This is a genomic window from Stenotrophomonas maltophilia group sp. Smal12, assembly GCF_037079935.1.
GTDB lineage: Bacteria > Pseudomonadota > Gammaproteobacteria > Xanthomonadales > Xanthomonadaceae > Stenotrophomonas > Stenotrophomonas sepilia.
On sequence record NZ_JBAWUK010000001.1, the window covers coordinates 199,721 to 219,915 of the forward strand.

The following is a 20,195-nucleotide window of genomic DNA, read 5'->3' on the forward strand; positions in this document are numbered from 1 at the left end:
AACCGTTCACTCGGAACGGTGTCAGGTCAAGGCAATGCATGGGGAAGGGCGCAAGTCCTTCCCCATTCTTTTTTGGGTTCCGGCGAGGCCATGGCGGCAGCGCGGGGACGGCGGTGGCGACAGGGGTCGGCCCTTCGCGCATCGCGATGGCAGATCGACTGGAGTTCCGGCCCCCCATGAGCGACATCCAATCCCTCACCACCCAGGCGCTGGCCGATGTGGCCGCCGCACAGAGTCCCGACGTGCTGGAGCAGCTGCGCGTTGCCCTGCTTGGCAAGAGTGGGAGCATCACCTCGCAGCTCAAGCAGCTCGGCGCCCTGCCGGCGGACGAGCGCAAGGCCGCTGGTGAAGCGATCAACCAGGCCCGCGACGCGCTGACCCGCGCGCTGGGCGAGCGCAAGGCGCTGCTGGAAGACGCGGCGCTGGATGCGCGCCTGGCCGCCGAAGCCATCGACATCACCCTGCCGGGCCGCAACGGCGAGCGTGCCGGCCTGCACCCGATCACCCGCACCCTGGAGCGCATCACCGGCATCTTCGGCCGGCTGGGCTACGAGCTGTCGGAAGGGCCGGAGATCGAGGACGACTGGCACAACTTCGAGGCGCTGAACTTTCCGCCGCACCATCCGGCGCGCGCCATGCACGACACCTTCTACTTCGGCGACGGCCGCCTGCTGCGCACGCACACCTCCGGCGTGCAGGTGCGCTACATGGGCGACCACGCGCCGCCACTGCGCATGATCGCCGCCGGCAAGGTGTACCGCAGCGACAGCGACCAGACCCACTCGCCGATGTTCCACCAGGTGGAAGGCCTGCTGGTGGACGAGCATTCGACCTTCGCCGACCTGAAGGGCACGCTGGCCGAGTTCGTGCGCGCGTTCTTCGAGCGCGATTTCGAGATGCGTTTCCGCCCCAGCTACTTCCCGTTCGTGGAGCCGGGCGCGGAAGTGGACATTGCCTGGCAGCAGCCCGACGGCAGCACCCGCTGGCTGGAAGTGCTGGGCTGCGGCATGGTCCATCCGAACGTGCTGCGCAACGTCGGCATCGATCCGGAGCGCTACACCGGCTTCGCGTTCGGCATGGGCGTGGAGCGTTTCGCGATGCTTCGTTACGGCGTCAACGATCTGCGCGCGTTCTTCGAGAACGACGTGCGATTCCTGAAACAGTTCGCGTAAGCCGCAACCATGTAGAGCCGAGCCATGCTCGGCTGCTCCTAAATTCGCAGGCCCAGGCGCATGCGCCGGGCCCACCAGGGTGACACCATGAAATTCTCCGAAAACTGGCTGCGCAGCCATGTCCCGACCGGCGCCTCGCGCGATGAACTGAGTGCAGTGCTGACCGCCATCGGCCTGGAAGTGGAAGACGTGACCGCGCTGGGCGAAGGCCTCGATCACGTGGTCGTGGCGCGCATCGTCGAGGCCGTGCGCCATCCCGAAGCTGATCGCCTGCAGGTGTGCAAGGTCGATGCCGGGCAGGGCGAACTGCTGCAGATCGTCTGCGGCGCACCGAACGCGCGCCCGGGCCTGGTCGCGCCGCTGGCCATGGTGGGTGCGCAGATCGGCGAGCTGAAGATCAAGCCGGCCAAGCTGCGCGGCGTGGAGTCCAACGGCATGCTGTGCTCGGCCAAGGAGCTGGGCCTGGACAACGATGCCTCCGGCCTTCTGGAGCTGCCCGATGACGCACCGGTCGGCCATGCCCTGATCGAGTACCTCGGCCTGCCGGACGCCAGTATCGAGATCAAGCTGACCCCGAACCGCGCCGACTGCTTCAGCCTGCGCGGCATCGCCTACGACGTCGCCGCCGCCACCCGCAGCGAAGTGCTGGACTTCGCCGCTGACGCCATTCCGGCGGTCGGCAGCCGTGAGCTGAGCATCCAGCTCGACGCTGGCGCCGAAGCGCCGCGTTACCTGGGCCGCGTCATCGAAGGCGTCAACGCCGCCGCCAAAACCCCGTTGTGGATGGCCGAGCGCCTGCGCCGCAGTGGCGTGCGTCCGGTCTCGCTGCTGGTCGACATCACCCAGTACGTGATGCTGGAGCTGGGCCAGCCGATGCATGCCTACGACCTCGGCACCCTGCAGGGCAGCATTGCCGTGCGCCGTTCGCGCGCGGGCGAGACGCTGAAGCTGCTGGACGGCCGCGATGCCGCGCTGGACGAGAGCTTCCTGGTGGTCACCGACGCCGATCGTGCGATCGGCCTTGCCGGCCTGATGGGCGGCTTCGACACCCGCGTCACCGACGCGACGACTGCCGTGTTCCTGGAAGCCGCGCACTTCGCGCCGGCTGCGATCATGGGCCGTGGCCGCAAGCTGGGCCTGCACACCGATGCCGGCCACCGCTTCGAGCGTGGCGTAGATCCGGCACTGCCGCGCACCGCCATCGAATACGCCACCCGCCTGGTGCTGGACCTGGCCGGCGGTACCCCGGCGCCGGTTACCGAGGCCGTGCGTGAAGCCGATCTGCCGCAGCCGGCAACCATCGTGCTGCGCCGCGCCCGCATCACCCGCGTGCTCGGCATCACCATCGACGATGCGGAAGTCGAGCGCATCCTGCGCGCGCTGGGCATGGACGTGGCTGCCACGGCCGAGGGCTGGCAGGTCGCCGCGCCGAGCCGCCGCTTCGACATCGCCATTGAAGAAGACCTGATCGAAGAGCTGGCCCGCATCCACGGTTACGAGCAGATCCCGACCACGCTGCCGGGCGGTGCCTCGCGCGTGGCGATGCCGAGCGAGACCCAGCTGGACGCGCTGAGCGTGCGTCGCCAGCTGATCGCCCGCGACCTGCAGGAAACCGTCAATTTCGCCTTCGTCGACGATGCCCTGCTGGCCCAGTGGCAGCTGCGCGACGGCCTGGTGCCGCTGGCCAACCCGCTGTCGGCCGAACTGGCTGTGATGCGCCCGTCGCTGCTGCCGGGCCTGGTCGCCACGCTGGGCCGCAACGCCGCCCGCCAGCTCGGCCGCGTGCGCCTGTTCGAGCTCGGCCGCGTGTTCGCCCAGCAGGCCGGAGATGGCCAACTGGCACCGCTGGAAACGCCGCGCGTCGCGGCAGCTGTCTGCGGTGAGGCGCAGGCGGTGCAGTGGGGCCTGCCGACCCGCAAGGTTGATTTCCATGACCTGAAGGGCGACCTGGAATCGCTGGCGGCTGCCAGTGGTGCGGTACTGGAGTTCCGCCCGTCGTCCCGTGCCTACGGCCACCCGGCGCGGTCGGCCGAGGTGTTCCGCGATGGCGTGGCGATCGGCTGGATCGGCCAGATCCACCCGCGCCTGGCCAAGGCGATGGATATCGAGGCCGATGTCTACGCCTTCGAGCTGGATCTGGAACCGCTGACCGCCCGTCGCCTGCCCCGTGCCGGCGAGCTGTCGCGCTTCCCGGCGGTGCGTCGCGACCTGGCGTTCCTGGTGCCTGAACAGGTGGCCTGGGCCGATCTGGCCGCGACCGTCCGCCAGGCCGCCGGCCCGCTGCTGCGCGACCTGAACCTGTTCGACCGCTATGTTGGCCAGGGCGTCGAGCCGGGGTTCAAGAGTCTCGCTATGGGCTTGATTTTGCAGGACAAGTCGCGCACTCTGACGGACCGCGACGTGGATGCGGTGGTGGCCGAGGCGGTCGCTGCCATCGAGCGTGAACACCACGCCCGGATCCGCGGCTGAGCGGGCAGCACTCGGGGGTAGCAGGCAATGGCATTGACCAAGGCGGAGATGGCGGAAAAGCTGTTCGACGAAGTCGGTCTGAACAAGCGGGAAGCCAAGGAATTCGTCGACGCGTTTTTCGATGTGCTGCGTGAAGCATTGGAACAGGGACGTCAGGTGAAGCTGTCGGGTTTCGGTAATTTCGATCTGCGGCGCAAGAACCAGCGCCCGGGTCGCAACCCCAAGACCGGCGAGGAAATTCCGATTTCCGCCCGTACGGTGGTCACCTTCCGTCCGGGCCAGAAGCTCAAGGAGAGGGTGGAAGCTTATGCTGGATCCGGGCAGTAACCGCGAACTACCGCCGATCCCGGCCAAGCGCTACTTCACCATCGGTGAAGTCAGCGAGCTGTGCGACGTCAAGCCGCACGTCCTGCGCTACTGGGAAACCGAGTTTCCCAGCCTTGAGCCGGCCAAGCGCCGAGGCAACCGCCGCTACTACCAGCGCCATGACGTGCTGATGGTGCGGCAGATCCGCAGCCTGCTGTACGAACAGGGCTACACCATCGGTGGTGCACGCCTGCGCCTGGAGGGTCCCGATGCCCGCGAGGAATCGGCGCTGAGCAACCAGATCATCAAGCAGGTGCGCATGGAACTGGAAGAAGTGCTGCAGTTGCTGCGCCGCTGATCCCATTTCCATCGTAATCCGCTATACTTCACGGCCCGCCGCACTGGCGGGCACATCGCAGCATCAGTCGGGGCGTAGCGCAGCCTGGTAGCGCATCTGCCTGGGGGGCAGAGGGTCGTCGGTTCGAATCCGGCCGTCCCGACCACTGTGATGAATCAGGAAGCCCGCGCAGCGATGCGTGGGCTTTTTTGTGCGTGCGGTGTATGCTGCGCGCCACTCGTACTACCGCGGCTGCTGAACCCGGTACTCACGAGAACACATCATGGAATCTGCAAGAAACCGTGCCTGGCGTCGCAGCCAGGCCCGCAACCGTGGTGGCGACCGCGCCACGACGGCCTACCGCTACAAGCCCGAGAAGAACTGGAAGCTGCTGTATACGCGGGATGCCAAGCTCGCGCGTGCACGCCAGCTGGGCTTCACCTATCCGGTCCTCAGCCCTCGCCAACTGCAGGAACAGGAATGATCAACCTGCTGTTCGTCTGCAGCCGCAACCAGCTGCGTAGCCCGACCGCCGAAGCCATGTGGCGACGGCGGCCCGGCTTCAACGCGAAGTCGGCCGGCACCAGCCCGCACGCACGACGCCCCATCGGCCCGGCGGATATCCGCTGGGCCGATGTCGTCTTCGTGATGGAGGCCAAGCACCAGCATCGCCTGCAGGCCGCGTACGCGCGCCTGCTGGAACACAAGCGCGTGCACTGCCTGGACATCCCCGACGACTATCGCTGCATGGATCCGGCGTTGATGGACCTGCTGGACGCAAAGGTGACCATGTATCTCGATCAGCTGCCGGAAAAGCGGTAGATCAGCTCCGGATCGCCTTCGTCCAATCCATGCACGATGCCGCTGCCGGTGAGAACCCGAGGCGGGCATCACCTCGCGGATATGCAGCATCGTCGAGGAAGGATCGGGTGGCGTCATCGAAGGCTCCTGGGCTGGATGCGCCCGGTCCATCGATCACGTCGGCCGTGTCTGCGTATCCGCCACAGCCAGCGTGTGGTCGGCAGTCAATACACGCGGAACTCGGCACGGCAGCCGTCGCTGACCCACACCCCGCGGCGGTCCCAGCCCCAGTTGCGGTCCTCGACGCACGGCGTCACCGACTTCTGCTTGACCAAGCGCACTCCATGGCGCACCCGGATGCGGCATTCCTTGTCCTTCTGTTCGTAGGACTCGCAGACCAGGCGCTCGCCGTCGTCATCCCGGTCACGGTCCCGGCCGCGCCCCGGCCAGCGGGCGCGTCCCTGTTCGTCGGCCACGAACTCAGCGCGGCAGCCTTCGGTGACCCAGAGCATGCGGCGGCTCTGGCCCCAGTTCTGGTCCTCGACGCAGCGGGTGACCGACAGCTGTCTGGCCATGCGCATGCGGCCTTCGATCGGGCACTGCTGGGTCTTGTTGAACTGCGACTCGCAACGCAGCGGCGGAATGTGATCGCTGACGTAGTCCTGGGCGGCCACCGTGGTGGCCACCAGCAGCAGGGCCAGGGCGGAGGTGGCAATGGGCGGCAACAGGCGATGGGTCATGGAGAGCCTCGGCAGGGGGAATGGGCCGCAAGAATGGACCAGCCCGAGGCCGTCGGAACGGATCGTTCCGGCGCTGGCTCAGTGGGGATTTAGTAGTGCGCACCGGCCCATGCAGGGCCTTACATCCCTTATCATCGCGGCACATCCGATCGCATCGGCTTACACCTTCTTACATGTCTCCCACGCATGCCGGCGCAGCCTGTGGCTGCCGTCACTGGCGTGCAGCCGGCTTGCGGAGGAGGATGCGCGGACCACGACGACCACAGGGGGTTGCGTTGATCAGCAGTACCGTCATTCATCGCTCGGCTGGCGCAGAGGCTGGGCAGGTGCGTGTCCTGGACACCACGTTCAAGGGCAAGCATGTGTTCATTGCGTGGGGCCTGCGCGGGCCGGAACTGACCCGCAGCGCAGACCCGCCCGCCACCGTGGCTGCGCGCAAGGCGTTGCACGCCGTGGCCGGCCACAGCGAAGGGCCGCGCAGCCCGGAGGTGTTCATCGCTAACCAGTCGGCGGTGGCGATTACCGTCTATCGGCTGCTGACCGAAGCGCGTTCGGGCGATGCCATCTTCTTCCTGTGTGATTCGCAAGCCGTGGTCGACTGGCTGATCACCGCACTGGAAGTCCAGGGCGAAGGCTGACGCTGCGCGCGGTCAGGCCAGCGCCGCGTCCACCGCCGCAAGCGCGTGCAGGGTGGTGGTGTCGAACAACGGCACCGCACTGTCTTCGGGGCGCACCAGCAGCATGATCTCGGTACAGCCGAGGATGATCGCTTCGGCGCCGCGCGCGACCAGCCGCGCGATCACGCCGGCGTACACCTGCCGCGAGTGCTCGCTGACCACGCCGGCGATCAGCTCCTGGTAGATGATGTCGTGCACGCAGCGGCGATCATCAGCCTCCGGAACCAGTACCTGCAGCCCGAAGCGGTCCTGCAGCCGGTCGCGGTAGAACGCCTGCTCCATGGTGAAGGCGGTGCCGAGCAGTCCCACCTTGCGGATGCCGGCCTGCAGGATCGCCGTGGCGGTCGGGTCGGCGATATGCAGCAGGGGCAACCGGCACTCGGCTTCGATCCGGTCGGCCAGCGTGTGCATGGTGTTGGTGCAGATCACCAGCAGCTCGGCGCCACCGGCCTGCAGTCGCCGTGCAGCATCGAGCATGTGGTTGCCCAGCACATCCCACCGACCGTCGTGCTGCAACTGCTTGATGCCGGCGAAATCCACCGACCACAGCAGCAGTTGCGCCGAATGGGCGCCACCGAGGCGGTTCCGCACCGCCTCGTTGATGAGACGGTAGTACTGCGCGGAGCTTTCCCAGCTCATGCCGCCGATCAGGCCAAGGGTCTTCATGCTCAGCTCCATGCCAGGGAGCCGTCATTGCAGCACAACCGATGCGGGACTTGCACGACACATTAGTAATCGCTAATGTATAGGCCATGATCGAGAACGCCCTGTTCAAGGCGCTGGCCGACCCCACCCGCCGCCATATCTTCGAAAAGCTGGCCGATGGCGGGCAACATGCCAGCGCGCTACGTGAGGGCATTGCGATCAGCCAGTCTGCGATGTCCCAGCACCTGGCAGTGCTGCGCGATGCAGGGCTGGTGCGTGAGCAGCGTCAGGGACGTTTCGTCCACTATGAAGTCGATCCGCGCGGGCTGGCCCACATCGGTCGCTGGCTGCAGCGGTACCGGGCCTACTGGCCGGCGCGGATGTCCGCACTGCAGAACCTGCTGGAGGAGATGGACTGATGGACGATGTTCTGGAGGAAGCGGCTCCCGCGCTGGTGATGGAGCAGCGGTTGCCTGTGCCACCGGAACGGGTCTGGCGCGCACTGTTCGATCCGGCACTGCGTGAGCGCTGGTTGCCTGCCGCCGATCTTGCCGATCCACAGCCCTGCCTGTGCGAGGAGGGGCGGGAGCTGGGATTCCGCTTGCGCGATGCACAGCCCCCACATCTGCACAGCCTGGTGTGTTTCCGGCTGCGCGGTGATGAGGATGGGGGAACGGTGCTGACCATCGTGCACCGGCTCACCGACCGGCGCGCGCTGATACCGCCGGCGTCCAACGATGACCATCGCACGGTGATGCGCGCGGCGTGAGCCGGCGCCTGGATCGAACGCTACAGGGAGCAGGCACATGCGGGACAGAATGCAGCTGGTACCGATGGTGGTGGAACGCAGCGAGCGCGGTGAGCGCTCCTATGACATCTACTCGCGGCTCCTGCGCGAGCGCATCATCTTTCTCAACGGCGAAGTCGATGACACCGTATCGGCGCTGGTCTGCGCGCAACTGCTGTTCCTTGAATCTGAAAATCCGGAGAAGCCGATCCATCTGTACATCAACTCGCCGGGCGGGGTGATCTCCAGCGGCTTGGCGATGTACGACACGATGCAATACATCTCGGCCCCGGTGCATACGCTGTGCATGGGCACCGCGCGGTCGATGGGTTCGTTCCTGCTGATGGCCGGCGAGCCGGGTCACCGCGCGGCGCTGGCCAATGCCAGCCTGCATGTGCACCAGCCGCTGGGCGGGGTGCAGGGCCAGGCTTCGGACATCTTCATCCACGCCGAGGAGATGCAGCGCACCAAGCAGCGCATCACCCAGCTGTATGCGCGGCATTGCGGACGCAGTTTCGAGGAGGTCGAACAGACCCTGGACCGCGATCGGTTCATGAGTGCCGAGCAGGCATGCGAATGGGGCCTGATCGACCAGGTACTGGTACGGCGCGACGCGCTCGCGGCCTGAGTCTGCCTCTGTAACCACCGCATCCATGCTGCACTGTGTGTGCCGCGCCAGGCCGGCGCACTCTATGCTGGTTGGATGTTCTGAAGTGGACGCCTGATATGGCCCTGCATACCTGGTGGTGGTTCCTGGCCACGGTCTTCGTGCTGTGCGGGACGCCCGGGCCCAACATGCTGCACATCCTTGGCCGCAGCGTCGGGCTGGGGTTCCGTGGCAGTGTGCCGGCCATGGCCGGCTGCCTGCTGGCGATGCTGCTGGTGCTGGCGGCTTCCGCAGCGGGCCTGAGTGCGCTGCTGCATTCCTCGCCGATGCTGTTCGAGGTGCTGCGCTATCTCGGTGTGGCCTACCTGGCCTGGCTCGGCATCAAGGCCTGGCGTGACAGTTGCCGGCCCGCACCCGCGGTGGCCGATGCTGCCGAGGTCACACTGGCGCCGGTACATGGCGCAGGCGCGGTGTTCCGCGGCGGCCTGTGGGTCGGCCTGAGCAATCCCAAACTACTGCTGTTCGCCGCAGCGTTCCTGCCACAGTTCGTGGACCCGTCGCGCAGCCAGGCCGTGCAGTACAGCGTGCTGGTGGCAACCTTCGCGGCCTGCGAACTGTTCTGGTACGTGATGTACGCAGCCGGTGGCCACGGCCTGCGCCGTTGGCTTGCAAAGCCATTCGCACGGCGCTGGTTCGAGCGGCTGGTGGGAAGCGTGTTCCTGGCCTTCGCAGTGGCGTTGTTGCGCTTCCGGCCGCGTTGATTCACGCCGCACACGCGGCCCGTTCACGAGCGCCGCATCGGTGGCGGCCTAGCCTGATCGCACCGTTTGCATTCCCTGCAGGGAAAGGATCGACATGATCAAGTGGGCCATCATCTTCGCCATCATCGGCATCATCGCGGGCGTGCTGGGCTTCGGCGGCATCGCTGGCGCCGCCGTGGGCATCGCCAAGTTCCTGTTCTGGGCAGGCATCATCATCGCCGTGGTCCTGTTCCTGATCGGCATGAGCGTGGCGAAGAAGGTCAGCTAGCGCCAGTCGCGCAGCAGCGTCTTCAGTGCGCGCTGCTGCGCGAGAACAGATTGATCACCAGTACGCCGGCGCAGATCAGGCCTATCCCGATCAATGCCGGTGCATCCAGCCGCTGCTTGAACACCACCAGGCCGATCAGCGAAATCAGCACGATGCCGACGCCGGACCAGATTGCATAGGCGATGCCGGTCGGCACCGACTTCATGGTGACCGACAGCAGGTAGAAGCACAGCCCATAGCCAACCAGCGCGCCCACTGTCGGCCACAGCCGGCTCATGCCGTCCGAGGCTTTCAGCAGTGACGTGGCGATCACTTCCAGCACGATGGCGGCGGCCAGGTAGATATAGGGGTTCATCGCGGGCTCCGGGTCACTGCGGGTCGCACCGGATCAATCGTCGATGCGAGCGAAGCGCGCCTGCGGGCCGTGTTCGCCCGGAACCTGCTCGATGAACATCGGGTAGGGGCGTACCCACAGGCCGCCTTCGCCATAGAGTGCGCGATAAAGCACCATCGGTTCCAACGTCTCGCTGCTGCGGACGATATCAATCACCTCGTATTCGCCGCCCTTGAAGTGGCGATACCGGCCACGGACGAGATCGGGCAGGGGAGTCAGCTCAGCCATGGCAGGGCGTGCTCACTTGCGCGCCGGGCTGGCAGGCTTGGCGCAGTACGCGTCGATGGCCTCGGCCGTGTTGGCCAGGCCCTGCGCCTGCGCCAGTTCCCAGGGGCGCTCGCAGCGCTGGCTGTGTTCGCACCACTGATAGCCAGCAGAGCCGATACAGCCGTGTGCGTCACGGTCGCCCCCCACCACCGGCGTCGCTGGCGACGCCTCAGCGGCATCAGCGCGCGCGGTCGCCGTGTCCTGGCTGGCACAGGCGGCCAGAACCAGCAGCGCTGGAATCAGAAGAAGCACCTTCATGCGCGAGCTCCGTGCGTAAAGCGACATTTTCTGTCGCAAATAGCCCGTCAGCAAGCGCTCAATGCACGGCGGCGCGGATCAACTCTTCGATCAGGATCAGATAGCAGGCCACGAAATAGAACTTCAGCAACGTCGAACGCTGGTGCGGGAGGAAGGTGCGCATGTGGAAGGGGCCCCTGTTGATGACGGTAGTGTGAAGCCAGCCTGACTCCGTGACAAGGATCACGGAATGAACGGGCTAAACGGACTCAGGGATGTGAGGAAAGCCGAGATCCGATGCGAGGGCGCGGCATTTTCGTACAAATCTGATAGGCCATCCCGGAGGCGGTCGCTAGCCTGATGGTGTAACGGCAAGCGGCCAACTGCCTGCCACTGCACCCTTTCATCCGCAGGAGACTCCGATGGTCATCACCGTCCAATGCAATGCCCAGCGCTGGTCCGTACTGCATCCGCAGCTGAGCGACACCACGGGTTACGCGCGGGGCGCCGACGCCTTTGATGCCGCCGCCGCGCTGGCCCTGGAGCATCACCGCCGCACCGGCCAGCGCAGCACGGTGCGGGTCGAGGCGCTTGGCAACACGGTAGACGCGCTTTACGTTGGAGAGTGACGCCAGCCCCCTTGGTGCAGTCAGCCACGGTTGAGTTGTTTGAATGGGGGAACAACTGCCATCGCCGCTCCCTCTGTGCGCCGGGCCGTGAATCCCGGATGCTTGCGCCATCGTATTCATCTGGAGATCTCGATGGGCAAGGCACTCACCTGGCGCACCCTGGCCTGCACCCTGTTGCCGATGCTGGCGGCCGCCGGCGGCGCCCAGGCGCAGAGCTATGGCTACGGCTACGACGACGACCGCTATGGCGGCCGCGATGGCAGTGGCATCGTGCGCTGCGAGTCAGAACCGCAGCAATGAGTGCCGCCTGGATGGCCGCGCGCGGTTGATCCGCCAATTGTCCGGTTCGCCCTGTGTGGAAGGTGAGACCTGGGGCCAGTCGCGCAACGGCGTCTGGGTCACACAGGGGTGCCGTGCCGAATTCGTTGGTGAATACCGCCGCGGCGGCGGCTGGGGCGGCTGGGGCGGCAATGGCGGCGGCTGGGGCAACGGCAATGGATGGGGTGGTGGCGATGTGGTCACCTGCCATTCCAATGGCCACCGGCAGGAGTACTGCGATGCCCGCATCCGCCGGGGCGTGCGCCTGATCCGCCAGGACTCGCGCAGTGCCTGCATCGAAGGCCAGAGCTGGGGCTGGGATCGCCGCGGCATCTGGGTGAGCGATGGCTGCAGGGCGCAGTTCCAGGTGAACTGAGCTTTACGGGTTCAACCCGTGAAAATCAGAATAATCTGATACAGCTCACATTTTGAACGACGTATCGTCTGTGATCAGGGCGCCCTGCGTGCCCTGATACCCGGTGATGTCGATTGCCGTAGCCGGCATCAGCATCGCGCCGCCGTCGATACGCTGCCTCAAGGAGTGAGCTGCATGTTGATCCGCCTGCAATGCGAACAGCGCCAGTGGCGCGTGCTGCACCCGGATAGGCCGGAGCCGATCGAGTTCCGTGATGGCGCACGAGCCTATGACTTTGCCGAGACCCTTGCCCGCCTGCACTTCGTCGACACCGGGCAGCGCGCCGCCGTGCGCGTGGAGGCCAGCGGGGCGTTCGTGGAAGCGGTCAGTTACGGTTGAGCGTGGGGCGCCTGCTGGGGCAGGCCTGCGGGGTTCGGCCATCCACGCATGGCGTGGAACCACCTGCTTCCACCGTGGAAGGTGCGAGCCTTCGGCTGCACCTTCCCGTGATGCGTGGATTCCTGATCGGCCTCAGCCCGCGGCACTCAGCGGCGGGTTGCCTGCGGCCAGCTGTGGCCAACGCTTGAGCACGGCGGCGCGGATGCCGGCCGCATCGATACCGGCTTCGGCCAGCAGGTCCTCGCGGCTGGCGTGGTGTTGGTAGCTGTCGGGCAGGCCCAGGTGCAGGATCGGACGCAGCACGCCTTCGGCATTGAGCAGCTCACCGACACCGGAACCGGCACCACCGGCCACGACGTTGTCTTCGATCGTGACCAGGCCCTCGTGCTGGGCGGCCATGGCCAGCACCAGCTCGCGATCCAGTGGCTTGATGAAGCGCATGTTGACCACGCTCAGGCCCAGTTCGCGGCCGACCTGCTCGGCGGCGGGCACGGTGCTGCCGAAGGCAAGCAGGGCGATGCGGTTGCCCTGCAGACGCAGCTCGCCCTTGCCGATCGGCAGGGTCGACAGGTCGGTGCCGGCCGCAACGCCGGTACCCGTACCGCGCGGGTAGCGCACGGCAGCCGGACCTGGGTGCTGCAGGCCGGTGCTGAGCATCTGCCGGCACTCGGCTTCATTGGAGGGTGCCATCACCACCATGTTCGGCACGCAGCGCAGGAAGCTGAGGTCGAGGTTGCCGGCGTGGGTCGCGCCGTCCGGACCGACCACGCCAGCGCGGTCGATCGCAAACAGCACGTCCAGATCCTGGATCGCCACGTCGTGCACCAGCTGGTCGTACGCACGCTGCAGGAAAGTGGAGTAGATCGCCACCACCGGCTTGCCACCCTGGGTGGCCATGCCGGCGGCGAGGGTGACCGCGTGCTGCTCGGCGATCGCCACGTCGAAATAGCGCTGCGGATATTCCTTACTGAAGCGCACCAGGCCAGAGCCTTCGCGCATCGCCGGAGTGATGCCGTAGAGGCGCGGCTCGGCGGCGGCGGCATCGCACAGCCAGTCACTGAATACATCGGTATAGGTCGGCTTCTTGGCCCCGGCCTTGGCCACCAGGCCCTTGTCCGGATCGAACGGGCCCACGGCGTGGTAACCGATCTGATCGCCTTCTGCCGGCTCGTAGCCCTTGCCCTTGGTGGTCATCACATGCAGCAGCTTCGGGCCCTTGGAGGCGCGCAGCGTCTTCAGGGTGGACAACAGCGCCGGCATGTCGTGGCCGTCGATCGGGCCGGTGTAGTGGAAGCCCATTTCCTCGAACATCGTGGAGGGCACGAACATGCCCTTCCAGTGTTCTTCCCAGCGCTTCACGAAACGCGCCGGGTTGTTCTTCTTGTCACCGAGGATCTTCTTGCCACCTTCGCGCAGCGCGTTGAGCGTACGGCTGCCGGTCGCTCGGCCCAGCATCTTGGTCAGGCCGCCCACTGCCTCGGAGATCGACATGTTGTTGTCGTTGAGGATCACCAGCAGGTTCGGCTCCGGCTCCATGCCACCAGCGTGCATCAGCGCCTCGAACGCCATGCCGGCAGTCATCGCGCCGTCACCGATCACTGCCACGACCTTGCGGTCGTCGCCTTCGGACTGGCGGGCGATGGCCATGCCGAGCGCGGCCGAGATCGAGGTGGAAGAGTGGCCGACGCCGAAGGTGTCGTACTCGCTTTCCTCGCGCTTCGGGAACGGCGCGACACCGTCCTTCTGCTTGACGGTATGGATCTCGTCGCGGCGGCCGGTCAGGATCTTGTGCGGGTACGTCTGGTGACCGACGTCCCAGACCAGTTGATCGACCGGGGTCTGGTACAGGTAGTGCAGGGCCACGGTCAGTTCGATCACGCCCAGGCCGGCGGCGAAGTGGCCTCCGCTCTTGCCCACCGATTCGATGAGGTAGGCGCGCAGTTCGTCGGCGACCGCCCTCAATTCGGATTCGTCGAACGTGCGTAGGTCATCCGGTGTCTGGATGCGCGCGAGGCGGGGATAGCGGGCAGAGTCGATCATCATGTTCGCACTTTTTCTGAACGCCCATTTTCGCCCTCAAACGGGGGTGGGGCAAGCAAACGCCGCCGTCCGTGACAGGACGGTGAGGGTTGCATGTTCGGGCGTTCAGGTGCTGAGTTTCGAGCGCTTGGGCAACTGCGCCTTCAGGAAGGCCATCTGGTCGGCCAGGATGTTGCGGTTGGACAGGATCAGGTGCTCGATCCAGCTGGGCCGGTAGGGCACTGCCAGCAGGGGCATGCCGGCCTGCTGCGGGGTGCGGTCGCTCTTGCGCGAATTGCAGTGGAAGCACGCGGTGACCACGTTTTCCCAGCAGTCCAGGCCACCTTTGGACAGCGGCATGACATGGTCGCGGGTGAGCGTCGGGCGGGTGAACTGCTGGCCGCAGTACATGCACAGATGGGCGTCGCGGGCGAACAGGGCCTGGTTGGTCAGGTTCGGCGTCGGGTCGATCGCGCGGGAGCGGGCGTGGCCGCGGGCAGCGATGATCGGGTGCAGGTCCATGCCGCTCTGCAGGCCGCCGAAGCGGTTGGTGCCACCGTGGATGTGCAGGCAGGGATCGCCAAGCGTCCAGGCCACTGCCTCGCGGGCGTAGAGGCAGGCCGCATCCTGCCAGGTGATCCAGTCCAGTACGCGTCCGTGGGCATCAAGCGAGAGCAGCCGGACCGAACCGGGGCGATGCAGCGTCGTGGCGTTGGGCGATGCTTCGGCGCCCGGAGCAGAAAACGGAGCTCCGGCTTCGATCAGACCCAAGCGTGTAGTGTCTGTCTCCATCGGGAGAACAGCTTATACCTGAATGTTGACGATTTGTGTATCGCCGACAGGCGATACACAAATCGTCAACATTCAGGTCCGCGCATTCCTCCTATTCCCCGCACCTGTCGGTGCGCCCTCCTTAACAAAGGGGGGCTTTTCTCCAGATGGATTCCGGTGGTTCTCATCCACGCGTGGCGTGGATCTACGGCAGTTCGCGGGGAACTGTCAGAGGCGGGGCGGTGTGGGGTGGCAGGACCGTTGGCGCCATGGATGGCGCCATCGAGCCCCCATGGATGGGTTTACGGCGTGTCCTGCCAGGCCACACCGCCCCGCCATCCACCGGGATGCAGCTGTTGCTGTTGCGGTTGCCGGCCAGCGGCCGGCACTACCGCGGGTGCCGGGCGGCAGCCCGGCTCAGACGCCGAATCGCTCGTCGTCCATCGCCATCAGCGGGGCGGCGCCGGACTGGATCGCGGCGGCGTGGCTGAGGGTGCGCGGCAGCACGCGGGCGAAGTAGAACCGCGCGGTCTCGCGCTTGCCTTGGGCGAAGGCGGCGCCGTGCGCGCTGGCATCGGCGGCGGCCACGCTGCGGGCCCACCAGTAGGCCAGCACCACGTAACCCGAATAGAACAGGTAGTCGTAGCTGGCCGCGCCCAGTTCGTCCGGATTGCCGGCCGCGCGCTGGAGCACATCCATCGTCAGCTTGCCCCATTCGGCGGCCTTGGCGCGCAGCGGGCCAATGAACTCGGCCAGCGCTTCGTTGCCCTCGTGTTCCTTGGCGAAGGCTTCGATCTCGGCCAGCATCAGCTTCAGGCCGGCGCCCTGGCTGGACGCGGTCTTGCGGCCGATCAGGTCCAGCGCCTGGATGCCGGTGGTGCCTTCATACAGCGTGGTGATTCGGGCATCGCGGGCCAGCTGTTCCATGCCGTGTTCGCGGATGTAGCCGTGGCCGCCGAAGCACTGCAGGGCGTTGTAGGTGTTCTCGATGCCCCATTCGGTCTGGCAGGCCTTGGAGATCGGGGTCAGGAAGCTCACCAGGGTGTCGGCGCGCTCGCGCTCGGCCGCATCTTCGGCATGGTGGGCGACGTCGATCAGGGTTGCGGCGTGCAGCGCCAGCAGGCGGCTGCCTTCGACCAGCGACTTCACCGTCAGCAGCATGCGACGCACATCCGGGTGGACCAGGATCGGGTCGGCCGGCTTGTCAGGGAACCTTGCACCACTCAGGGCGCGCGACTGCAGGCGCTCACGGCTGTACTTCAGCGCGTTCTGGTAGGCGCGCTCGGACAGGCCGATGCCCTGCAGGCCGACCCCCAGGCGCGCGGTGTTCATCATGGTGAACATCGCCTGCAGGCCCTTGTGCGGCTGGCCGACCAGGTAGCCCTGCGCGCCATCGAAGTTCATCACGCAGGTGACCGACCCCTTGATGCCCATCTTGTGCTCGATCGAGCCGCAGCGCAGTGCGTTGCGCTCGCCGACGTTGCCGTCGCGGTCGACCTTGAACTTCGGGGTGACGAACAGCGAGATGCCCTTGGCACCCGGGGGAGCGTCGGGCAGCTTGGCCAGCACCAGGTGCACGATGTTCCCGGTCAGGTCATGCTCGCCGGCGGTGATGAAGATCTTGGTGCCGGTGATCGAATAGCTCCCATCGGCGTTCGGCTCGGCCTTGGTCTTGAGCAGGCCGAGGTCGGTACCGCAGTGCGGTTCGGTCAGGCACATCGTGCCGGTCCAGCGGCCCTCGATCAGCGGCTTGAGGAAAGCCTCGTGCTGCCAGGCCTCGCCGTGCTGCTTCAATGCTTCGATCGCGCCGTGCGAGAGCAGCGGGAAGTTGCCCCACGCCAGGTTGGCGGCGTTGATCATTTCGTTCAGCGGCACGCCCAGGGTGTGCGGCAGGCCCTGGCCGCCCAGCTCCGGCGAGGCGGTCAGGCCGGTCCAGCCGCCATCGACGAACTGGTCGTAGGCCTGCTTGAAGCCGGGCGGGGTGGTCACTTCACCGGTGGCCTGGTCGAGCACGCAGCCGATCTCGTCGCCGACGCTGTTGAGCGGGGCCAGCACGGTGGCGCTGAAGCGGCCGGCTTCCTCCAGCACGGCATCGACCACGTCGGCGGTGGCGTCGGTGAAGCCCAGGCGGGCGAACAGGGGTTCGACCTTGAGCACGTCGTGCAGGGCGAAACGGAGGTCGGAAAGCGGGGCGGTGTAGCTGCTCATCGGTACGTCTCGATTTGATCAGGGCAGGGGAGAGCGGCGCCGGGCGCCGCCACGAAAGGCGGGTTCAGCGCAGCACGCCGGGCAGGCCGGGGGCCTGGTTGAGGGTGCTGCGGCTGCTGATGTCGAAGCTGCGCTGCTTCTTTTCCTGCGGCGTGGCCGCCACCGTTCCCTTCAGGCCATAGGCCAGGGTGCGGTTGCTGGCCAGCGCATCGGCCACCACCAGGCGCGCGGCCGAGCTGGGCACGAGGTCGACATTGATGACGTCGGCGGAGGTGCCGCCGATGGAGATGCCGGGCTTGGCCTGCAGGGTGCCGGCTTCGTTGTCGCCGACGGTCAGCGCCAGCGAGACGTCATCGAAGGTCATCGGCATCGAGCTGAAGTTCTGCAGGCGCAGGGCCACGGTCCAGTTGCCGTCGGCACGCACGGTCAGCTGCTGCAGGCTGGCCGCCGGTTCCGAAACACGCTTGACGATGCCGTTGTTGCAGGCAACAAGGGCGAGGGTGCACAGGACAATCAAGGCGATACGGAAACGGTGGAGCATGGGCGCAAGTCCTCTGGAGGGGTGCGTTTGAATAAGCATACTACGGCGTATGGTCGTTTGGATCGCCTGTGGCGACCCGTCGCAGAGGGTAGCGCGTGAAGATGGGGCCGGGCGTGCGCGGCGCCGCGGTTGCGACGCGGTTCAATCGGCGGGCGTATCGCGAAGCGGGGCCATCAGGCGCAGCGGGCGCAGGTCGTAGCCCATGGCCTCGGCTTTTTCTTTCAGCGCTTCGAAGCGTGCGCGATCCATTTCCGGCAGGCGCGAGAGGATCCACAGGTACTTCCGGTCCGGTTCACCGACCAGCGCCCACTGATAGTCCGGATCCAGCGCCAGCACCCAGTAGTCGGCCCAGACCAGCGGGACCCAGCTCAGCCAGTCCGGCGCGAAGCGCACCTGCAACTGGCCGGGATGGCCGGCCACCGCGCGAGCCACGCCTTCGGCGACCACGCGCTCACCGTCGCCGTTGCGGCAGGCGTTGGTGACACTGATGCGGCCATCGCTGCGCAGTCCGTAGTTGGCGGTGATCTCGCCCACGCACTGCTTCTGGAACGAGACCGGAAGATGCGCAATCTCGTGCCACTGGCCGGCGTAGCGATCGATGTCCAAGCGCTCGACCGCGCGCACAGGTTCAGTGGCGATCACCGGGAAAGCGGCCAGCAGCAGGCAGGCGAACAGGGCGGGGCGCAGAGGCATCGTCAGGCTCCAGGCAGGAGTCTGGAGCGTAGGTGCCGCCGCGCATGCCGGTGTAAATGTTTCGTCAACCGGGCGTGTGCGCAGGCGCCGCATCCGCCACTCGTGCAGTGCGCGAAGCACGGACAAAAAAAGACCTGCATCTCTGCAGGTCTCGAAAGATGGTGGCCGAAGACGGAATCGAACCGCCGACACGGGGATTTTCAATCCCCTGCTCTACCAACTGAGCTACTCGGCCAAACTGTGTGGCAATCACGATCAACTGCGATTCCCGAAAAAAAGACCTGCATTTCTGCAGGCTGTCGAACGTGGTGGCCGAGGACGGAATCGAACCGCCGACACGGGGATTTTCAATCCCCTGCTCTACCAACTGAGCTACTCGGCCACGTAGTTCATTGCAGCGAGGTCGCTGCCAAGGACGCGCATATTACGGAGGTCAGCCGCCTACGGCAAGCATTTTGGCAAAAAACCTTCACATTGCCGTCTGCGCAGGCGCAAGTACTTGATCCGCCGTCGCGGAGCGGGGGGCGCGCTGGATGCCGATTCAACCGGGCGCGGCGGCGCGGTGATCATCGCGTGCGGCGGAATTCAGCGGGCCACGGTGATCGACAAACGCGGCGTGGCGCGGCCTGCGCGTGGACGGCACCGATACCGGACATGGAACGCCGTTTTCGTGACCGCCATGGGGGAACGCTGCGGCGTAGTGTCGGCGTTCCTTTCCTGATGCTGGCAACAGCAGAGACCGTCGTCATGTCCGACTCATCGACCACCACCCGCATCGTGCTGGCGTCGCGTCCGCAGGGGGCGCCCGCCGCAGCCAATTTCCGCCTGGAGCAGGCCGCGCTGCCGCCCTTGGGCGACGGCGAGGTGCTGCTGCGCAATCGCTATCTCTCACTGGACCCGTACATGCGTGGACGCATGGATGAGGGACCGTCGTATGCCGCGCCGGTGGCAGTGGGGGCTGTGATGGAAGGCCAGACCGTGGCCGAGGTGGTGCAATCCAGGGCTGAGGGGGTCGCAGTGGGCGAACGGGTGCTGGCGCCGGGCGGGTGGCAGACCCACGCCGTGCTGCCAGCCAAGGCGCTGGGCCGCCGCCTGGACCCGGCCGGGCTGCCGTTGAGTACGGCGCTGGGGGTGCATGGCATGCCGGGCTTCACCGCCTATTCCAGCCTTCATGAAATCGCCCGCCTGCAGCCGGGAGAGACGCTGGTGGTGGCCGCCGCAACGGGGCCGGTCGGCGCGACCGTGGCGCAGTTGGCCAAGCTGCAGGGCGCGCGCGTAGTTGCCATCGCCGGTGGCGAGGCCAAGCGTGCCTATCTGCGAACGCTGGGCGTGGACGTGGCGCTGGATCATCGCGCGGCTGATTTTGCCGAGCAGCTGCGCGCGGCGGTACCTGCGGGTATCGACGTGTACTTCGAGAACGTCGGGGGCCATGTACTGGACGCGGTGCTGCCGTTGCTCAACGACTTCGCCCGCATTCCGGTGTGCGGCACCATCGCCACCTACAACAATCGTGGTGTCGCGCAGCCTGGCCCGGACCGCCTGCCGGCGCTGTTCAGCCAGATCCTGCGCCAGCGCCTGACCGTGCGCGGTTTCATCGTGCACGACTTCAAGCACCTGTGGCCGGACTTCGAGCGCGAGATGGCGCAGTGGCTGCGTGAGGGCCGCATCCAGTACCGCGAGGAAGTAGTGGAAGGGCTGGAAAATGCACCGGAGGCGTTCTTCGGGCTGCTGCTGGGGCACAACTTCGGCAAGTTGGTGGTGAAGCTGGACTGAGGGCTTGGCCGGTGCCGGACA

25 protein-coding genes, 3 tRNA genes and 1 pseudogene are annotated in these 20,195 nt (G+C 66.4%); 17 read left to right on the forward strand and 12 right to left on the reverse strand.

The annotated features are described in order from the left end of the window. Window positions 1-176 precede the first annotated feature (176 nt). From WDC87_RS00905 to WDC87_RS00935, 7 genes are all read left to right on the forward strand, one after another. A complete protein-coding gene (locus tag WDC87_RS00905; RefSeq protein ID WP_072169124.1) occupies window positions 177-1,172 on the forward strand; it encodes a phenylalanine--tRNA ligase subunit alpha in 996 nt (331 codons plus the stop codon). A gap of 87 nt (window positions 1,173-1,259) precedes the next feature. Then, a complete protein-coding gene (gene pheT, locus WDC87_RS00910) occupies window positions 1,260-3,641 on the forward strand; it encodes a phenylalanine--tRNA ligase subunit beta (protein WP_252745044.1) in 2,382 nt (793 codons plus the stop codon). Window positions 3,642-3,668: 27 nt separating this feature from the next. Continuing rightward, window positions 3,669-3,968, forward strand: a complete 300-nt coding sequence (locus WDC87_RS00915) for an integration host factor subunit alpha (RefSeq protein ID WP_005410432.1) — start codon at window positions 3,669-3,671, stop codon at window positions 3,966-3,968. After that, complete coding sequence (locus WDC87_RS00920) at window positions 3,949-4,305, forward strand: MerR family transcriptional regulator (RefSeq protein WP_053518690.1); 357 nt, start codon at window positions 3,949-3,951, stop codon at window positions 4,303-4,305. The genes WDC87_RS00915 and WDC87_RS00920 overlap by 20 nt, the downstream gene beginning before the upstream one ends. Window positions 4,306-4,373: 68 nt before the next feature. After that, window positions 4,374-4,450 (forward strand) — tRNA-Pro (locus WDC87_RS00925). 117 nt (window positions 4,451-4,567) lie between these two features. Beyond that, window positions 4,568-4,768, forward strand: coding sequence for a hypothetical protein (locus WDC87_RS00930; protein ID WP_065196606.1), 201 nt, complete (start codon window positions 4,568-4,570; stop codon window positions 4,766-4,768). Further along, window positions 4,765-5,106, forward strand: a complete 342-nt coding sequence (locus tag WDC87_RS00935; protein ID WP_252745045.1) for a phosphotyrosine protein phosphatase — start codon at window positions 4,765-4,767, stop codon at window positions 5,104-5,106. The genes WDC87_RS00930 and WDC87_RS00935 overlap by 4 nt, the downstream gene beginning before the upstream one ends. A gap of 203 nt (window positions 5,107-5,309) precedes the next feature. Here the strand turns inward: WDC87_RS00935 and WDC87_RS00940 are convergent, their stop codons facing one another. Then, window positions 5,310-5,825: a DUF3011 domain-containing protein gene (locus WDC87_RS00940; RefSeq protein ID WP_227836944.1), complete on the reverse strand. Its 516-nt coding sequence runs from the start codon at window positions 5,823-5,825 to the stop codon at window positions 5,310-5,312. 242 nt (window positions 5,826-6,067) lie between these two features. Here WDC87_RS00940 and WDC87_RS00945 point away from each other — a divergent pair, with 242 nt between their 5' ends. Beyond that, window positions 6,068-6,463 carry a hypothetical protein gene (locus WDC87_RS00945; protein ID WP_061478088.1) on the forward strand — a complete coding sequence of 132 codons (396 nt, stop codon included), beginning with the start codon at window positions 6,068-6,070 and terminating at the stop codon, window positions 6,461-6,463. Window positions 6,464-6,475: 12 nt separating this feature from the next. On the opposite strand, the gene WDC87_RS00950 is transcribed toward WDC87_RS00945, so the two are convergent. Continuing rightward, window positions 6,476-7,168 (reverse strand): aspartate/glutamate racemase family protein, encoded by a 693-nt coding sequence (locus WDC87_RS00950; protein WP_088496163.1) that lies wholly within the window; start codon window positions 7,166-7,168, stop codon window positions 6,476-6,478. 86 nt (window positions 7,169-7,254) lie between these two features. Here WDC87_RS00950 and WDC87_RS00955 point away from each other — a divergent pair, with 86 nt between their 5' ends. The 5 genes from WDC87_RS00955 (at window position 7,255) to WDC87_RS00975 (ending at window position 9,570) form a co-directional block, all read left to right on the forward strand. Continuing rightward, window positions 7,255-7,566, forward strand: coding sequence for a metalloregulator ArsR/SmtB family transcription factor (locus tag WDC87_RS00955; RefSeq protein WP_072169128.1), 312 nt, complete (start codon window positions 7,255-7,257; stop codon window positions 7,564-7,566). After that, window positions 7,566-7,916, forward strand: a complete 351-nt coding sequence (locus WDC87_RS00960; RefSeq protein WP_072169129.1) for a polyketide cyclase — start codon at window positions 7,566-7,568, stop codon at window positions 7,914-7,916. Before WDC87_RS00955 ends, WDC87_RS00960 begins: the two co-directional genes overlap by 1 nt. Window positions 7,917-7,953: 37 nt before the next feature. Continuing rightward, entirely contained in the window at window positions 7,954-8,562 is a 609-nt protein-coding gene (locus WDC87_RS00965) for an ATP-dependent Clp protease proteolytic subunit (protein WP_005417839.1), read from the forward strand. 98 nt (window positions 8,563-8,660) lie between these two features. Next, window positions 8,661-9,302, forward strand: a complete 642-nt coding sequence (locus WDC87_RS00970; protein WP_072169130.1) for a LysE family translocator — start codon at window positions 8,661-8,663, stop codon at window positions 9,300-9,302. Between the two features lie 94 nt (window positions 9,303-9,396). Further along, window positions 9,397-9,570: a DUF1328 domain-containing protein gene (locus tag WDC87_RS00975; RefSeq protein ID WP_005417836.1), complete on the forward strand. Its 174-nt coding sequence runs from the start codon at window positions 9,397-9,399 to the stop codon at window positions 9,568-9,570. A 22-nt stretch (window positions 9,571-9,592) separates the two neighbouring features. Here WDC87_RS00975 and WDC87_RS00980 read toward each other — a convergent pair whose 3' ends face one another. Genes WDC87_RS00980 through WDC87_RS00990 form a run of 3 tightly spaced genes read right to left on the reverse strand, consistent with a single transcriptional unit; the run spans window position 9,593 to window position 10,489 of the window. Beyond that, a complete protein-coding gene (locus tag WDC87_RS00980) occupies window positions 9,593-9,925 on the reverse strand; it encodes an SMR family transporter (protein ID WP_053499229.1) in 333 nt (110 codons plus the stop codon). A gap of 33 nt (window positions 9,926-9,958) precedes the next feature. Continuing rightward, the gene (locus tag WDC87_RS00985; RefSeq protein ID WP_072169132.1) at window positions 9,959-10,192 is read right to left on the reverse strand and encodes a DUF1653 domain-containing protein; all 234 of its coding nucleotides are present in this window, start codon (window positions 10,190-10,192) and stop codon (window positions 9,959-9,961) included. Window positions 10,193-10,204: 12 nt separating this feature from the next. Further along, complete coding sequence (locus WDC87_RS00990; protein ID WP_072169133.1) at window positions 10,205-10,489, reverse strand: hypothetical protein; 285 nt, start codon at window positions 10,487-10,489, stop codon at window positions 10,205-10,207. A gap of 401 nt (window positions 10,490-10,890) precedes the next feature. On the opposite strand from WDC87_RS00990, the gene WDC87_RS00995 reads away from it, so the two are divergent. The 3 genes and pseudogenes from WDC87_RS00995 (at window position 10,891) to WDC87_RS01005 (ending at window position 12,169) form a co-directional block, all read left to right on the forward strand. Then, window positions 10,891-11,097, forward strand: coding sequence for a hypothetical protein (locus WDC87_RS00995; protein WP_072169134.1), 207 nt, complete (start codon window positions 10,891-10,893; stop codon window positions 11,095-11,097). 132 nt (window positions 11,098-11,229) lie between these two features. Continuing rightward, window positions 11,230-11,791: pseudogene (locus WDC87_RS01000) on the forward strand (DUF3011 domain-containing protein). Window positions 11,792-11,965: 174 nt separating this feature from the next. Beyond that, complete coding sequence (locus tag WDC87_RS01005; RefSeq protein ID WP_005417823.1) at window positions 11,966-12,169, forward strand: hypothetical protein; 204 nt, start codon at window positions 11,966-11,968, stop codon at window positions 12,167-12,169. Between the two features lie 132 nt (window positions 12,170-12,301). Here the strand turns inward: WDC87_RS01005 and dxs are convergent, their stop codons facing one another. The 7 genes from dxs to WDC87_RS01040 all read right to left on the reverse strand — a co-directional run bounded on the left by dxs (window position 12,302) and on the right by WDC87_RS01040 (window position 18,783). Further along, window positions 12,302-14,209, reverse strand: a complete 1,908-nt coding sequence (gene dxs, locus WDC87_RS01010) for a 1-deoxy-D-xylulose-5-phosphate synthase (RefSeq protein ID WP_111200650.1) — start codon at window positions 14,207-14,209, stop codon at window positions 12,302-12,304. A 105-nt stretch (window positions 14,210-14,314) separates the two neighbouring features. Further along, window positions 14,315-14,980, reverse strand: coding sequence for an HNH endonuclease (locus tag WDC87_RS01015; protein ID WP_252745046.1), 666 nt, complete (start codon window positions 14,978-14,980; stop codon window positions 14,315-14,317). Between the two features lie 396 nt (window positions 14,981-15,376). Beyond that, a complete protein-coding gene (locus WDC87_RS01020; RefSeq protein ID WP_061478075.1) occupies window positions 15,377-17,167 on the reverse strand; it encodes an acyl-CoA dehydrogenase C-terminal domain-containing protein in 1,791 nt (596 codons plus the stop codon). A 64-nt stretch (window positions 17,168-17,231) separates the two neighbouring features. Beyond that, entirely contained in the window at window positions 17,232-17,708 is a 477-nt protein-coding gene (locus WDC87_RS01025; RefSeq protein WP_072169136.1) for an LEA type 2 family protein, read from the reverse strand. Between the two features lie 141 nt (window positions 17,709-17,849). Continuing rightward, the gene (locus WDC87_RS01030; RefSeq protein ID WP_005417806.1) at window positions 17,850-18,401 is read right to left on the reverse strand and encodes a lipocalin family protein; all 552 of its coding nucleotides are present in this window, start codon (window positions 18,399-18,401) and stop codon (window positions 17,850-17,852) included. Between the two features lie 159 nt (window positions 18,402-18,560). Then, window positions 18,561-18,636: transfer RNA gene (locus tag WDC87_RS01035), tRNA-Phe, on the reverse strand. A gap of 71 nt (window positions 18,637-18,707) precedes the next feature. Continuing rightward, window positions 18,708-18,783: transfer RNA gene (locus WDC87_RS01040), tRNA-Phe, on the reverse strand. Between the two features lie 365 nt (window positions 18,784-19,148). On the opposite strand from WDC87_RS01040, the gene WDC87_RS01045 reads away from it, so the two are divergent. Then, window positions 19,149-20,174 carry an NADP-dependent oxidoreductase gene (locus tag WDC87_RS01045; RefSeq protein WP_252744380.1) on the forward strand — a complete coding sequence of 342 codons (1,026 nt, stop codon included), beginning with the start codon at window positions 19,149-19,151 and terminating at the stop codon, window positions 20,172-20,174. Window positions 20,175-20,195 lie beyond the last annotated feature (21 nt).